This window comes from Pseudoduganella danionis, assembly GCF_009720775.1.
GTDB lineage: Bacteria > Pseudomonadota > Gammaproteobacteria > Burkholderiales > Burkholderiaceae_D > Rugamonas > Rugamonas danionis.
This window is the reverse complement of record NZ_WNKW01000001.1, coordinates 1,276,952-1,292,408: the sequence shown is the minus strand read 5'-3', so window position 1 is coordinate 1,292,408 and position 15,457 is coordinate 1,276,952. Positions and strand designations below refer to the sequence as shown.

Sequence of the window (15,457 nt, the reverse complement as noted above, 5' to 3'; positions counted from 1 at the left end):
ATTACTTCTTCAAGTTCTTCAGATGATTTGCAATATTTGCAACAACATCATTCTTGCTGTTCGGAGTCCCATTCAAACGATCAGCCCACACTCTACCTGTGTGAATCACATCCCAATCTGAACGGGCTTGCTCATATCTACCACTACCAGGATCATGATTGCCAAATCCATCTACACATGAATTCCAGAGAGGTCTATTCAGCTTGATAAGTGCAGCTTCAATTGAACCAATCATGTCCGATCCTTCTCTTTCAAAAATTACGAATCGGCAAGAGAAATCAGAAAGGTTCAATCCATCACCAGCAGAAATACTCCTGCTGTGTTCGCTCAATCTACGATACAACTCATTTGATTGAGTTGATTCAGAATCTGAAATTCTGGATTGACGCCAACCGCCGGGAACCGCCTTTCCTACATAGATAGGGAAATCATACGAAAGACGATTTAGCTCTTTATAACGCGTATAAAGTGGATTGTCACCAGTGTAGTAAAGTGCATAAACACCCGTTCCAAGAAATTTTTCTGGTGGTGGAAGTTCGTGAACTGGTGTTCCATTAAAGAAACGAACAGCATCTTTTACCAGTTCAACGAAAGCTTCATTGTGGTAAACGTGCTTATTTCTATCAAAAGGTTGTCTAATCATTTTTTCACCTTATTTCTTTCCCGCTTCTTCATCCCACTTTTTCAGTAGGTTCAGCTTTTCAGCAATCTTGATTTCCAATCCCCTTGGAACTGGCTGATACCAACCTGGTTCTTCTATCCCATCAGGTAGGTATGTTTCACCAGCAGCATAGGCATTCGGTTCATCATGAGCATATCTGTATTCATGCCCATAGCCCAATTCCTTCATCAACTTTGTTGGAGCATTGCGAAGATGAACAGGAACTTCTCTACTCTTGTCCTGCTTCACGAAAGCTCTTGCTTGGTTGTAGGCGTTGTAGCCAGCATTGCTTTTGGCAGCAATAGCTAGATAAATCACAGCCTGTCCAAGTGCTAGTTCACCTTCTGGACTTCCCAACCGCTCAAAAGTTGTAGCTGCATCATTGGCTATCTGCATGGCTCTTGGATCAGCAAGTCCAATGTCTTCCCATGCCATCCTGATGATTCTTCTGGATAGATACCTTGGATCAGCACCACCATCCAACATCCTTGTCAGCCAATACAAAGCAGCATCAGGATTGGAACCTCTGACCGATTTATGAAGTGCTGAAATCTGGTCGTAGAAGTTGTCACCACCCTTATCAAACCTTCTTGAATTCAGAGTGAGTGCATTTCCAATGAACTCTGCATCAATGACTTCCACACCAGCAGCACTAGCAGCCGTTGAACATTGTTCCAGCAGGTTCAAGAATCTTCTGGCATCACCATCTGCATATCCAATGATGGTGTCTACTGCCAGGTCTTCAAACTTCAAGTGTCCAAGAACTTGTTCTTGAACCCTCTTCAACAACAACTTCAACTCACCTTCTGTCAAAGACTTCAAGACATAGACCTGAGCCCTAGACAGCAGGGCAGAGTTCACTTCAAAAGATGGGTTCTCAGTTGTAGCCCCTATGAAAGTGACCAAGCCACTTTCTGCATAGGGAAGAAGGGCATCTTGTTGGGACTTATTGAATCTGTGAATTTCATCCACAAACAGAATCGTCTTCTTTCCTCTATCAAGATTCTGTTGGGCTTGTTCCATTGCGCCCCTGATGTCTTTCACACCAGAGAAGACCGCAGACAGTGCAATGAACTCACAATCAAAGTAGTTGGCAGTCAGTCTAGCCAGAGTGGTTTTACCAACACCCGGTGGGCCCCAAAAAATCATGGAGTGGGGCTTACCTGACTGGAAAGCTAACCTCAGTGGCTTACCTTCACCTAGAAGATGTGACTGCCCAATGACCTCTTCCAAGGTCCGTGGTCTGAGTGCTTCTGGCAGTGGTGCAACAGGCTCTTGTGCGAACAAATCAGCCATGCTTTACCCCCACTGAACAATGGGGAAGCACAAGAAATTGCACAATCACACTTCTAAGTTGTTGATTTATATAGTGGTTGACAGCTTTATTAAAGCGGTGAATCTCGTCGACGAACAGGATGGTGTGCTTGCCCCGCTCCAGATTGTGCTGGGCCTGCTCCATCGCTGCACGGATATCCTTCACACCGGAAAATACGGCGGACAGCGCAATGAACTCGCAATCGTAGGCCGTGGCCGTCAACCGGGCCAGCGTGGTCTTGCCCACGCCGGGCGGCCCCCACAATATCATCGAATGGGGCTGGCCCGATTCGAATGCGAGGCGCAAAGGCTTGCCCGGCCCCAGCAGGTGCGACTGGCCTATCACTTCGTCCAGCGTTTTCGGACGCAGTGCTTCGGCCAGTGGCGGGCGCGGTTCGGTGGTAAAAAGATCAGCCATGCGCAATCAGTCTGGTCAGGCCAGCGGCTTAATTATTGAACACGTCCGCGCCCTTGGGCATGACGAATTTGAACGTGGTGGCCGTCAGCGGCGGATTTTTCTCGATCTTGCGCAACGCCAGCACGGACGTCTGGCCGAAGCTGTCTTTCAGCTCCATGGCTTCCGGCAAGCCATTGCGCAAGCCTATGGTAATCAGTTCGAAACTCGTGTCCTTGGCTTTGGGCACGGCTTTGAGCCATTCCAGCCCATCCTTGCTACCTGCTTCCGACAGTGTGAAATTTTTTTCCAGATCATTGCTGCCGAATAGAATGGCGGCCGGCGAGGAGCCCAGCGCATCGCCTAGCTTCTTCACCGTGACCTGATTCAGATCCTTGTCGAAGATGAAGAGCTGTTCGCCATCGGCCTGCAGCACCTGTTCGTACGGCTTGCTGTAAGTCCAGATGAATTTGCCGGGACGGGCGAACAGGAAAGTGCCACTGGCCGCCGACGACACTTTAGGCGCTTCACCCGTGCTGCTCTTCACCTGCCGCTGGCTGAATTCGCCACGGGCCGCCTTGGTCGAGCTGACAAAGCTCTTGAACTGTTCCAGTGCGCTGGCCTGCGCGTGCGCTACGGCCAGCCAGCCGGCCAATGCCAGCGCGAGATATTTAAAACGATGCATACGATTTATCCTGTTGAGTCTAACTGCGGCCCAGCCTACACGGCGCCGCTTATCGTGGCCTTAATGCGGCGCTAGTTATTCGGCACTGGCGGCTGGCACCAGAATATCGCGGTTGCCATTCGACTGCATGGCCGACACCACCCCGCTCTGCTCCATCTGCTCGAGCAGACGCGCCGCGCGGTTGTAACCGATGCGCAAATGGCGCTGCACCAGCGAGATCGAAGCGCGGCGGTTCTTCAGCACCACTTGTACCGCCTGATCGTACATAGGATCGGCCTCGCCGCCGCCCTCGCCTGCCGCAGCGCCCTCGCCGCCTTCGCCGCCTTCCAGCGTGCCGCCTTCGAGGATGCCATCGATGTAATCGGGCTCGCCCGTGCTCTTGAGGTGTTTCACCACGCGGTGCACTTCGTCGTCGGACACAAAGGCGCCGTGCACGCGCACGGGCAGGCCCGTGCCGGGCGGCATGTACAGCATATCACCCATGCCGAGCAGGGTTTCCGCGCCCATCTGGTCCAGAATGGTACGCGAATCGATCTTGGACGATACCTGGAAAGCGATACGGGTAGGAATATTCGCCTTGATCAGACCGGTAATCACATCGACCGATGGACGCTGGGTCGCCAAAATCAGGTGCAGGCCGGCAGCACGGGCTTTCTGCGCAATCCGTGCAATCAGCTCTTCCACCTTCTTACCGACGACCATCATCAGGTCGGCCAGCTCGTCGATGATGATGACGATGGTCGGCAGTTTTTCCAGCGGCTCCGGCGAATCCGGCGTCAGGCTGAACGGATTCGGAATATGTTCTTCGCGCTTCTTGGCTTCCGCGATCTTGGCGTTATAGCCGGCCAGATTACGCACGCCGAGCTTGGACATCAGTTTGTAGCGCCGCTCCATCTCGTTCACGGCCCAGTTCAGCGCATGGCCGGCCTGGCGCATATCCGTCACTACCGGTGCGAGCAGGTGCGGAATGCCTTCGTACACGGACATTTCCAGCATCTTAGGATCGATCAGTATCATGCGCACATCAGCCGGATCGGCCTTGTACAACAGCGACAGAATGGTGGCGTTAATCCCCACCGACTTACCCGAGCCCGTCGTACCGGCCACCAGCAAGTGCGGCATCTTGGCCAGATCGGCCACCACCGGCTTGCCGGCAATATCCTTGCCCAGAGCCACCGTGAGTGGCGAGACATTATCGTGATAGACCTTGGAACCGAGAATCTCGCTCAGGCGCACGATCTGGCGTTTAGGATTCGGCAATTCCAGTGCCATGTAATTCTTGCCGGGGATGGTTTCCACCACGCGGATCGAGGTCAGTGACAGCGAACGGGCCAGATCGCGCGCCAGACCGACGATCTGGCTACCTTTCACGCCCGTGGCCGGTTCAATCTCGTAGCGCGTCACCACGGGGCCCGGATAAGCTGCCACCACCTTGGCTTCCACGCCGAAGTCGGACAGTTTCTTCTCGATCAGGCGACTGGTGAATTCCAGCGTCTCGATCGACACAGTTTCCTGCACTTCGGCCGCTTCATCGAGCAGCGACAGCGCCGGCAAGGTACTGTCGGCCGGCATATCCTGGAACAGGCTGGCCTGACGTTCTTTCTCTACGCGCTCGGACTTGACGACAGTGACCACCTGCGGCTCTATCTTCACGGGCGCCGCCACCACATGCTTCTCCACATGCTTGGCACGCTCCGTCACCACCACCTCTTCGCGCTTGACGGCCGCCACTTCGCCCTGACGGCGGTCTTCACGGTACTGGTAGCGCAGCACTATCCACTCGATGCCCAGTTCGATGGCGGTACCGACCTTCTCGGCCAGCGTCAGCCACGAGACGTGGAAGAACAGGCTCAGGCCCAGCCCGAACATCAGCAACAGCAGCAAGGTAGCGCCGGTAAAGCCGAGCGCTACGTGGGCCGAGTGCCCCACCAGCTCACCGAGTACACCGCCCGGCGCACGGGGCAGTTGCACGCGCAGCGTGTACATGCGCAGGTATTCGAGGCCGATCGAGCCGACGAACAGCAGCACAAAACCGATCGCGCGGATCAAGGGTTCCTGCGCATGTTCCGGTTCGGGCGTCTTGGCCAGCACATATTTCTGGGTCAGGCCGCGATAGCCGAGCCAGACCTGACGCAGCAGATAGAAAGCCCACCACCAGGCAGAGAAACCGAAGATGTAGAGCAGCAGATCGGACAGCCAGGCGCCGGCACGACCACCGAGATTGTGCACCTTGGGTACCAGCGTACCGTGCGACCAGCCCGGATCCATTTTGTCGTAGCTGGCCAGTATCAGCACGAAATACACGCCCAGTACAGCCAGCGCCAGCCAGCGCGCTTCGGACAGGAGCCGCACCAGCCGGTTGGGCAGAGGCTGGCGTTCGGTAGGCGTGCGGGTATAGCCGGAAACGACGGCCTTGGGCGCCCGTTCCTGCACTTTTTTACTGCTCATAAATAGAATTAGGACAAAGCAAAGAGAAAGCCAAGAGAAAAATCCGGCAATGTTATATGCCAAGAAATGTTCGGATACGCTTATTCTAAGCCATACAGCGGCGAACGGGACCGCCGATTCATGTGGAAACGCTGCTTGGACTATAATCTAGCCTTGCCCGGACGAAAGCAGGCAGCGCTACAACACTGCTGCGCTTGCTATTCGCCACGCCGGCCCCACATCCGGATTAATCCAACACACAGAAGAAGCCTGCCATGACCACTCCTAAACACGCACGCGTACTGATCCTCGGTTCCGGCCCAGCCGGTTACAGCGCCGCCATTTATGCGGCCCGCGCCAACCTGAAGCCTATGCTGGTGACGGGCGTCGAGCAAGGCGGCCAGTTGATGACCACCACCGACGTGGAAAACTGGCCGGCCGATCCGATGGGCGTGCAAGGTCCGGACCTCATGCAGCGCTTCCTGCAGCACGCTGAACGTTTCAATACTGACATCGTGTTTGACCACATCCATACCGTCAAACTGCAGGAAAAACCGATCCGTCTGATCGGCGACAGCCACGAATATACCTGCGACACCCTGATCATCGCGACCGGCGCTTCGGCCCAGTATCTGGGCCTGCCATCGGAGCAGGAATTCATGGGCCGCGGCGTATCGGCCTGCGCCACCTGCGACGGTTTCTTCTACCGCAATCAGGAAGTGGCCGTGATCGGCGGCGGCAATACGGCCGTAGAAGAAGCGCTGTACCTGTCGAATATCGCCAATAAAGTGACGATCATCCACCGCCGCGACAAGTTCCGCGCCGAAGCCATCCTGATCGACCGCCTGAATGCCAAAGTGGCCGAAGGCAAAGTGGTCATCAAGTACAACCACACGCTGCAGGAAGTGGTCGGTAACGAAGGCGGCGTGACGGGCCTGAAGATCCAGTCGACCGAAGACAACAGCGTCACCGAACTGAACGTGCACGGCCTGTTCGTGGCGATTGGCCACAAGCCGAACACCAGCATCTTCGAAGGCCAGCTGGACATGAACAACGGCTACATCAAGACCCGCGCCGGCAACGAAGGCATGGCCACGGCCACCAGCGTCCCCGGCGTGTTTGCCGCCGGCGACGTGCAGGACCACGTCTACCGTCAGGCCATCACCAGCGCCGGCACGGGCTGCATGGCCGCACTGGACGCCCAGCGCTACCTCGAAGCACAGGAGTAAGCGTGGCCCTGAAAGACTTCGCTGACCTGAAATCCCTGAGCAAGCAGCTCAAGGAACAGGCCGAGACGCGTGCGGCAGCCGAAGCCGAACGCGTCCAACGGGAAGCGCAGCAGGCGCGCGAGGCCAATCTGTTCCAGTCCAGCCTGGGCGGCGTGCAACGCATGCCAGATCAGAACCGCTACGTGCCGCAAGCACCGAAGACCGTCGCGCCCGCGCCAGCGCCCAAGCGCAAGCTGACGCAGGCCGAGGACGATGCAGCCGTGCTGCGCGAATCGCTGTCCGACCTGTTCGAAGTCGATCACTATCTGGAAGACGATCCGGCGCTCAACTACAGCGCGCCGGGCGTCGGTCCCGATGTCATGAAAAAAATGCGCAAGGGCCACTGGCCCGTGCAAGATGAACTCGACCTGCACGGCATGAACCGCGATCAGGCCCGTGACGCGCTGGGCGCATTCCTGACGCGCGCCGGCCAGCGCAACTACCGCTGCGTGTGCGTGATCCATGGCCGCGGCTTCGGCTCGCGCGGACAGGAACCCGTGCTCAAGTCCATGGTGCATAGCTGGCTGGTACAGAAAGGCGTGGTGGCCTTCTGCCAGGCCCGCAACCATGACGGCGGCGAAGGCGCCCTGATCGTCCTGCTGCGCGCTGCGCTACAGCCGACCCGCTACTAATTCCCAGTAAGAAACAATCCTACACGCTAGGCGGTGGACATGTTAACCTATGGACATTACCACTTTGTCCATAGCGAACATGAAGCACGTCGTCGTTCCCCACGTCTCCCTGATCACCGTCATCGAAATCGTCGCGATTCTGGTGGGCGCGTTTTCCGGCTTCGTGGAAGCGCGCCGCAAGCGCATGGACATCGTCGGCATCTTCACGGTGGCCTTCATTACGGCATTCGGCGGCGGCACGCTGCGCGACATCCTGCTCGACAAGCGCCCCCTGTTCTGGGTCATGCATCAGGAATATGCGATTCTGATCTTCATTCTGGCGCTGGTGGCTTCGCCGCTGATGCGCACGCTGCGCCAGATCCTGTCGGAGCGGCTGATCGTGATAGCCGATGCCATCGGCCTCGGTCTGTTTGCCGTGGCTGGCGTATCGCAGGCCCAGGCGGCCCACATGCCGCTCTTCATCGCCGCCATGATGGGCGTGATTACGGGCATCTTCGGCGGTGTGCTACGCGACATCGTCTGCAATGAAGTACCGATGGTGTTCCGCGATGGCAAACCCTACGCCATCTGCGCCTTCTTCGGCTGCTGGATGTACATCGGCCTGCAATACACCGAAGTCTCGGATGACTTTGCCCTATGGTCCAGCGCTGCCGCCATCACCATCATCCGCCTGCTGACCTGGTCCTTCGATTTGCGTATCGGCAAGCATTAAAAGCGTAAAATCGGGGTCAGATCTGTCATTCGGACATTGACTACGCACCTTTGATTTATATCCGTACGCATCTCTAGCCAGCATCGTATCCAACGCCAGCATGAGCTCACACAAGTGCGCATTGCCCTGCACGCCTTAAATCGCCAATCTGATCACTGCCTGCCTGCTTCGCGCGCTCGCATCTTGAGTTAGCACAAAGGTATTGCCTCAATGTCCGAATGACAGACCTGACCCCGAAAAGAGAATGACAGACCTGACCCCGAAAAAAAACGGCACACCCTAAGGTGTGCCGTTTTGCTTAGCTTAGCTTGCTAGATTAGAACGAGTAGTTCGCGCCCAGCGAGAAGAAGCGGCCGACTGCGCCAGCCTGATGCAGCGTAGCGTTGTACGCGGTCAGGTTGTTCGAGTTGCCGTAGGTAGCGACGTCGATCGGTGGTTTGCGATCGAACAGATTCAGGATCGAACCTTTGATCATCCAGTTTTTGCCGATTTTGTAGGTCACGTTCAGGTCGGTCGACATGAACGATGGTACGTGGCAGTAACCAGCTGGGGTGTCTTTACCGTAGAAGTAAGCACGACCCGATACCGACGCTACGTCTTTGCACTCGGTTACGTCAACCGATGGATCCAGAGCCGAGAACGAACCAACCCAGTTGAAGGTGGTCGTTACAGCCAGAGGACCTTTGTCCCAGCCCAGGGTCAGCTGAGCACGGTTTTTCGGATTGCCGGTGTCGCCCGAGATCACGGAAGGACCGTGGGTGCCAGCCAGTTCGTAATCAATGCCGTTCGAGCTCAGCACATAGGAAATCATGTGGTTGAAGGTCAGATCAGCTTTGATGTTGCCCAGATCGCCCAGCTTCTGCTTGTACAGGAAGTCCAGTTCGATACCGCTGGTGGTGGTGCCGCCCGAGTTCACATAACCCGAGGAACCGTAAGCAATGGTACCCACCGATGGGTTGGCCGAGTAAGTACCGCCTTTGCCGTCAGCGATATCCACTGGGAAGATCGCGTTACGCACGTAGGTTGGTACGAAGCCTGGCAGACCGGCTGCGGTGTTGATCTGGTTGTTAACTTCGATACGGTAGTAGTCGAAGGTGGTGCTGAAGTTGCGGGTAGGCTCGAAGATCGCACCGAAGGTGTACGATTTCGATTTCTCTGGCGACAGATCCTTGGTGGTCTGCTGTACGAACGCAGGAGCGAAGTTACATGCCGCTGGGACGTTGCCGGCAGTCTTAGGATTGCCGTCTTTGCACAGGATAGGATCGTTGATCGCGTGGAACGAGAAGAACGAACCGGCGATGCCGTTTTCAGCCGCATTCGGTGCACGGAAACCACGCGAGTAGGTACCACGCAGGCTCAGCATGTCCATAGGCTTGTACTTGAAGCCAGCTTTAGGCGTGAACGAGTGACCGTAGGTGTCGTAGTGGTCGTAACGTGCCGAAGCTTCCAGTTCCAGATTTTTCAGCACAGGTGCCGACAACTGGGCATAAGCAGCGGTATTGGTTTCTTTACCGAACACATAAGCTGCACCGTTACCAACCACACCTTGTGCCAGCAGATCAGCCGACGGTGCGTTCAGGTTTTTGTGGGTGTAGCTCAGGCCGGCTGCGAAGTTCATGGTACCGCCAGCCAGTTCCATCACTTCATGCACACCGTGCACGTCAGCGAAGGTCAGGGTATCGGTTGCCTGGTTATTGAAGTGCGGCGAAACAGCGGCCAAGTCGGCAGCAGAGTTGCCACCCAGCGGGCTGAACGGGTTGCTGGCACGGGTCATAGCCTGATACAGGGCAGCACGGTTGACGTAGCCGCTGTAGTCGATATCGGTCTTGACGCGGGTGTAACCGAGGGCAGCGCCGATATCCCAGCCGTTCCAGTTACCGTTCAGGTCAGCGACCAGACGGCTCGAAGTCGCCTTGTTTTTCTGGGTGCTGGATGGATCCAGGCCAGGGATGTAGCCGTACAGACGGGCAGGAGCGCCCAGCGTGTTCAGTGGGTACGAAGCTGGGAATACGGTCGAACCGTACACGTTCACGATCTTCGGATTCGCACCAGGAACCAGCGAGGTGTTGCCGGTGAAGCTGCTAGGCGAGAAGGTCGCTGGCACGCCGCGGTTGTTTTCGCTTTCGCGCTGGAACACCGAAGCTTTCACAGCCAGTTTCCAGTCGTCGCCCAGGTTCTTGGTGAAGCCTACCAGTGCGTTGACGTTTTTGGTTTCTGGCTGCAGGAACGAAACGGTATCGCGAATCGCGCAGCCGCCAGCCATGTATTTGTTGTAGTTGCAGCTAGGATCCAGGAACTGGAAGTTCGCAGGATTGTTCACGCCGCCGGTACCGGCCGGGTTGTAGAAGAACGGGCTGCTGGTAGCGATCAGGCGGCTGTTCTGTGCATTCGGCACACCACGGGTCAGGTTCATACCACCGCGGCTGCTCCAGTCACCGTTGGCCCAGATCTGGTTGTCACGGTCGGACAGTTTGATGGCTTCAGCGTGACGCATTTCGAGCGAGCCGAACACGTTGTAGCCGTCGGTCGCCAGGTCACCGAAACCGTGGGTGATCGCAGCTTTGTAGGTGGTGCCGCCGCCGTGCTGCGAGGTACCTGCATCAGTCTTGATGCTGGTGCCGTTGAACGATTTTTTCAGGATGATGTTGATTACGCCGGCAATCGCGTCGGAACCGTACACCGAGGAAGCGCCGTCTTTCAGCACTTCGATGTGGTCGATCGCGTCGAATGGAATTGCCGAAACGTCAACGAACTGACGCTGGGCATCGTCCGACAGTGGATACGGAGCCATACGGTGGCCGTCGATCAGCACCAGGGTCAGGCCCACGGTCAGGCCGCGCAGCGATACGCCAGCACCGCCGTTTGCGAACGCGCCCGAGAAGCCGCTACCCAGAGCGCCCTGGCCGTTGGCCGACAGGTTGCTCAGCACTTCAGCGACGGAGGTGTAGCCCGACTTGGCGATGTCTTCAGCCGTCAGTACTTGCACTGGGCTAGCGGTTTCCTTGTCAGCACGGCTGATCAGCGAACCGGTAATCACCACACGCTGTGGCACGACTTCTTCTTTTTGCTGCGCAAACGCAGGCTGGCTTACAGCCATCGTCAGCGCACCACTCGCCACAACTTGCAGGATTGCAAGCGGCATGGATTTCATACGTAACTTCATTGCACTTCTCCCAGACCCAAAATTCTTCTTTAAAAACAATAACCGCTAGTTGCGCTGTTCTGCACCAACGGGGCCGCATGGTAAGCAACTTGATACGTGCATCACGGAATGGTATTCCGCTGCCCGCCAATTACTAACTGCGCATGGAACCATGTTGCTAAACAGGTCGTCAATAAGGTTCCGATAAATTTCACAAATAAACAACAGTTACAAATTTACTTACTGAAAAACTAATTTTTCTGCGCTAATACTCCTGCGCATTTGTAACAATAAGTAACTAATCGTCAATCTTTCCGCCAACCGCTTTGATCCCATAGCGATCTGCCTGTATTTGACCTGAAACACCATGCGTGCGCACATCGGCTGTGATCGGTAACATCTGCGTATTCCACTGCTCCCACTGCGCTTTCAATTGCTTGAAAATAGTTGGATGGCGTTGCACCAAGTTGGCGCGTTCGCGTTGGTCTTTTACAACATCAAACAGGAATTCATTGCCCCCTATGCGCAGATATTTCCAGTCGCCCGAACGGATGGCGCGCTGGGCATTCGCTTTGTAACGCCACAGCAGCGTACGCGGCCGTACGGCTGCCTGCCCGAGCAACTGGGGCAGCAGATTCTCGCCATCGCTGGGGTAAGCGGGATCGGGCGCGCCACCGGCCGCTGCCAGCAGCGTCGGCAGCCAGTCCATGCTGATGGCGACCTGCTCGCTCACCTGCCCTGCCTTGATCTGCGCGGGCCAGCGCACAATGGCCGGCACGCGGATGCCGCCTTCGAGCAACTCCGTCTTTTGCCCCGTCAGCGGCCACGTCTTGGAGAAACGTTCGCCACCGTTATCGCTGGTGAAGATCACGATAGTGTTCTCGGCCAGCCCTTGCTGTTCCAGCGCATGCAGCACGCGTCCTATCGACGCATCGAGCGCTTCCACCATGCGCCCGTAGGTGGCCAGATCGCCGCCGTCGTAATGGAAGATGTTGCTGATCTCGCGCGACACGGCTTCGTCGCCCGGTCCTTCCCAAGGCCAGTGCGGCGCCGTGTAGTGCAGCGATAGCAGGAACGGTTTGCCGGCCTGCTGGGCGCGCACATATTCGACCGCGCGCGCGCCCAGCAGGTCGGTGTAGTAGCCTATCTGCTGCACCGGCACTTCGCCTTCGTACAGGTCTTCCTTCACTTGCGGCCCCACACCGGGCTTGTGGGTGAAGTAATCGATAGCGCCGCCATAGTTGCCGAAAAAGCTGTCGTAGCCACTCTTGAGCGGGCCGAAGGTGGGCAGATAGCCGAGGTGCCATTTGCCTATCAGCGCCGTGCCATAGCCCTGCTTTTTCAGCAGCGATGGCAGGGTCGGATGGCTGGGCGGCAGGCCTATGGTGTCGGAAGCGCCGGCAATAGGCTCTTCCAGTCCGCCGCGCAAGCGGTACTGGTAGCGCCCCGTAATCAGCGCAAAGCGCGTGGCCGAGCATACGGCCGAATTGGCGTAGGCCTGGGTGAAGCGCAGGCCTTGCGCTGCCAGCCGGTCCAGATGGGGCGTGCGGATCTCCGTCTGGCCGTACACGCCCAGATCGGCATGGCCGAGGTCATCGGCCAGGATGAAGAGGATATTCGGCTGCTGCGGTTTGGCGGCCAACGCGCGCGGCAGCGCACCGGCCAGCGCCAGCGCGGGCAGGGTTTTCAGTAAATTGCGACGACGGGTATCAGTCATGCTGTTGCTCCTTAAAAGTCTGCGCGGGCCGTCAGGCCGATCTGGCGTGGTGTGCCGATTACCGTGTTATACGCACCCGGGCTGGTATTCCACATACTGGTGTAGTACTGCTTGTCGAACAGGTTTTTGGCCCACAGCGACACATCCCAGCGCGTGCTGCCCTGGCGCAGCTTGAGGCCGGCCGACAGATTGGTCAGGCTGTAGGCGGGAATCCGTGCATATTCGGACGCATCGAGCGTGCCGTAGGTGCTGCTGCGGTAGGCGTAGTTGAGGTTGCCATAGGCTTCCACATTCGCGGCCACGGCGGTGGCATACTGCGCCGCCAGATTGCCTATCCAGCGCGGTGCATTGACCAGCGCCGCACGGCCCGACAGGTCGCAGAACGTGCCGGCACGCTCAGGCGGGCATGGCGCGTTCTTGTACTCCTTGTACTTGACGTCATTGAACGAGCCATTCGCGCTGACAGTAAAGCCACGCACCAGCACCACGCTGCTATCGAGTTCGAGACCGCGGCTGCGCACCGTGCCGGCATTGGTCAGATAGGATGTCGCGCTGACGGGATCATAGGCATTGCTCTGGTAGCCCGACACATCGTTCCAGAACAGGCTGGCGTTGAACTGCACGCGGCGCCCCAGCAGATTGCTCTTTATGCCCAGTTCCAGATTGTTGGCCTTCTCGTTATTCACCTTGAGCGAGGACACGCCCGCTGCACCGGGCACGGACAGATTGATGCCGCCCGACTTCTCGCCATGCGAGGCGCTGGCAAAGGCCAGTACATCGGTATCGGCCTTGTAGGCCAGCGTCAGCAGCGCCGACGGGCTGAGTTTGTTCAGGTGCACATCGCCCGAGTCATAGGCGCCGAAGCGCGCATTGCGTGACGCCAGCGCTGCGCCCGTTACAGCCACGCCGCCATACGGCGCATCGCGCGTCACCTGCGCCAGCTTGTCTTCATAGGTGGCGCGCACGCCGCCCGTCAAGTCCCACTGCGGATCAATGTGCCAGATGCTCTGGCCAAACAGCGCATAGCTGTTCACCCGCAAGTGGCCATTGCCTATGCTGGTGACATTGCTCCACGCGCCGGCCGGCGTGCCGTTGAACTTGTCGGCCAGCGGGCCGTTGTAAGTGAAGTTGATGTTATCCAGATTCTGGTAGTAGTAATACGCGCCGAATACGGATTCCACCGGCTGGCCCAGCGGCGTGGCCAGCCGCAGCTCCTGCGTGAACTGGCGATGGCGCGCGGCCGAACCCACATTCAGCGTGACCGGCACCTCCAGCCCGTCATCGTTGTGCGGCGTGAAGTTCCACAAGCGCGCGGCGCTGATGGAAGTCAGCTTGTATTCATTGGCCAGCTTCCAGTTCAGTTCACCCGAAACGCCGCCCTGATGCACATCCACATGCGAGCCGCTATCGAGATTCACCTGCCGCAGCCTAGGGTCGGTCACGGGATGGCCGCCCACGGCAGCCGCCTGTGCGAGGAATTTGCCGCTGGCGCCAGCGTTGTAGAACACCAGCGTACCGTTGTTGGAGTCTTCGCGGTTGTAATCAGCGATCAGGCGCGCGCTGAAGTTCGCATCGGGTTCCAGCAGCACTTGTGCACGCACGCCATCGCGGTCGCCGCCCTGCACTTTTTTGCCCGTATGGATATTCGTAATGTAACCGTCTTCATGGGTTTTGTAGACGGCGATACGGCCCGCTGCCGTATCCGAGAACGCGCCCGACAGCACAGCCTTGCCCTGCACATAGCCCTGCTGGCCGAACGCTAGCTGGGCACTGTTCTCGCTGCGGTAGGTCGGCTGCTTGCTGGTGATGTTCAGCACGCCGGCCGTGGTGTTCTTGCCGAACAAGGTGCCCTGCGGGCCGCGCAGCAATTCCAGCTGCTGGATATCGAGCGCATCGAAAGCGGCCATGCCGGGGCGGGCCAGATAGACGTTGTCGAGATACACGCCCACGCTGCCTTCGAGTCCGTCGCTGGCAGGATTATTCCCCAACCCGCGCACAGCAAAACTCATCTGGCGCGCATGCACATAGTTGACGGTGGTGCTGGGCAGCAGTTGCTGCAAATCCTGCACGCGGTACACGCGGTTGCCTTCCAGCGCGCTGCTATCGAGTACGCTCAGTGTGGTCGGCACGCTCTGCGACGATTCCACGCGGCGCCGTGCCGACACGGTAACGCGCGCAATCACATCGAGCGACGCATCAGCTGCTGCCGTGGCAGCACTGGCTGCAGCGACGGTCTCCGCTGCATCGGCACTTGCCGACGCTCCCGCGCCATCGGCTGCGGCTGACGCAGCCCCGGCCTCCGCGCTGGTCGCCAGCGCAGCACTACTGAGCGCTACCGTGGCCACTGCCAGTTCTGCCGGGCTGGCGTTGGCCAGCACCGTCCAGCCTAAACCATATACCGCGGCCAGCGCCACGACGAGTTTCTTCTGTTGCATATCTAATCCTATTCAAAATTGCGGGCGACAGAGGCCCTGCCCGCCCGCAGGGCAGCGGGCAGGAACGGTT

Annotated in this window: 10 protein-coding genes and 1 pseudogene; 3 read left to right on the top strand and 8 right to left on the bottom strand. The window is 57.7% G+C overall.

Annotated elements, in window-relative coordinates; all coding sequences use genetic code 11:
* Window position 1: 1 nt before the first annotated feature.
* The 5 genes and pseudogenes from GM655_RS05530 to GM655_RS05510 form a co-directional block, all read right to left on the bottom strand.
* Complete coding sequence (locus tag GM655_RS05530) at window positions 2-643, bottom strand: Eco29kI family restriction endonuclease (protein WP_155433571.1); 642 nt, start codon at window positions 641-643, stop codon at window positions 2-4.
* 9 nt (window positions 644-652) lie between these two features.
* Complete coding sequence (locus tag GM655_RS05525) at window positions 653-1,957, bottom strand: replication-associated recombination protein A (protein WP_155433570.1); 1,305 nt, start codon at window positions 1,955-1,957, stop codon at window positions 653-655.
* Window positions 1,958-1,988: 31 nt separating this feature from the next.
* Window positions 1,989-2,393, bottom strand: a pseudogene (locus GM655_RS05520) (AAA family ATPase); the annotation flags it as partial.
* A gap of 28 nt (window positions 2,394-2,421) precedes the next feature.
* Complete coding sequence (gene lolA / locus GM655_RS05515; RefSeq protein WP_155433568.1) at window positions 2,422-3,054, bottom strand: outer membrane lipoprotein chaperone LolA; 633 nt, start codon at window positions 3,052-3,054, stop codon at window positions 2,422-2,424.
* A gap of 75 nt (window positions 3,055-3,129) precedes the next feature.
* Window positions 3,130-5,502: a DNA translocase FtsK gene (locus GM655_RS05510; protein WP_155433567.1), complete on the bottom strand. Its 2,373-nt coding sequence runs from the start codon at window positions 5,500-5,502 to the stop codon at window positions 3,130-3,132.
* Between the two features lie 254 nt (window positions 5,503-5,756).
* Here GM655_RS05510 and trxB point away from each other — a divergent pair, with 254 nt between their 5' ends.
* The 3 genes from trxB to GM655_RS05495 all read left to right on the top strand — a co-directional run bounded on the left by trxB (window position 5,757) and on the right by GM655_RS05495 (window position 8,093).
* The gene (trxB, locus tag GM655_RS05505; RefSeq protein ID WP_155433566.1) at window positions 5,757-6,710 is read left to right on the top strand and encodes a thioredoxin-disulfide reductase; all 954 of its coding nucleotides are present in this window, start codon (window positions 5,757-5,759) and stop codon (window positions 6,708-6,710) included.
* A 2-nt stretch (window positions 6,711-6,712) separates the two neighbouring features.
* Window positions 6,713-7,381 (top strand): Smr/MutS family protein, encoded by a 669-nt coding sequence (locus tag GM655_RS05500; RefSeq protein ID WP_371866710.1) that lies wholly within the window; start codon window positions 6,713-6,715, stop codon window positions 7,379-7,381.
* A gap of 79 nt (window positions 7,382-7,460) precedes the next feature.
* Window positions 7,461-8,093, top strand: coding sequence for a trimeric intracellular cation channel family protein (locus GM655_RS05495; RefSeq protein ID WP_155433565.1), 633 nt, complete (start codon window positions 7,461-7,463; stop codon window positions 8,091-8,093).
* Window positions 8,094-8,409: 316 nt separating this feature from the next.
* Here the strand turns inward: GM655_RS05495 and GM655_RS05490 are convergent, their stop codons facing one another.
* From GM655_RS05490 to GM655_RS05480, 3 genes are all read right to left on the bottom strand, one after another.
* Window positions 8,410-11,256: a TonB-dependent receptor gene (locus GM655_RS05490; protein WP_155433564.1), complete on the bottom strand. Its 2,847-nt coding sequence runs from the start codon at window positions 11,254-11,256 to the stop codon at window positions 8,410-8,412.
* A gap of 277 nt (window positions 11,257-11,533) precedes the next feature.
* Window positions 11,534-12,952 (bottom strand): sulfatase family protein, encoded by a 1,419-nt coding sequence (locus GM655_RS05485; RefSeq protein ID WP_155433563.1) that lies wholly within the window; start codon window positions 12,950-12,952, stop codon window positions 11,534-11,536.
* 11 nt (window positions 12,953-12,963) lie between these two features.
* Window positions 12,964-15,387, bottom strand: coding sequence for a TonB-dependent receptor (locus tag GM655_RS05480; protein WP_155433562.1), 2,424 nt, complete (start codon window positions 15,385-15,387; stop codon window positions 12,964-12,966).
* Window positions 15,388-15,457: the final 70 nt, after the last annotated feature.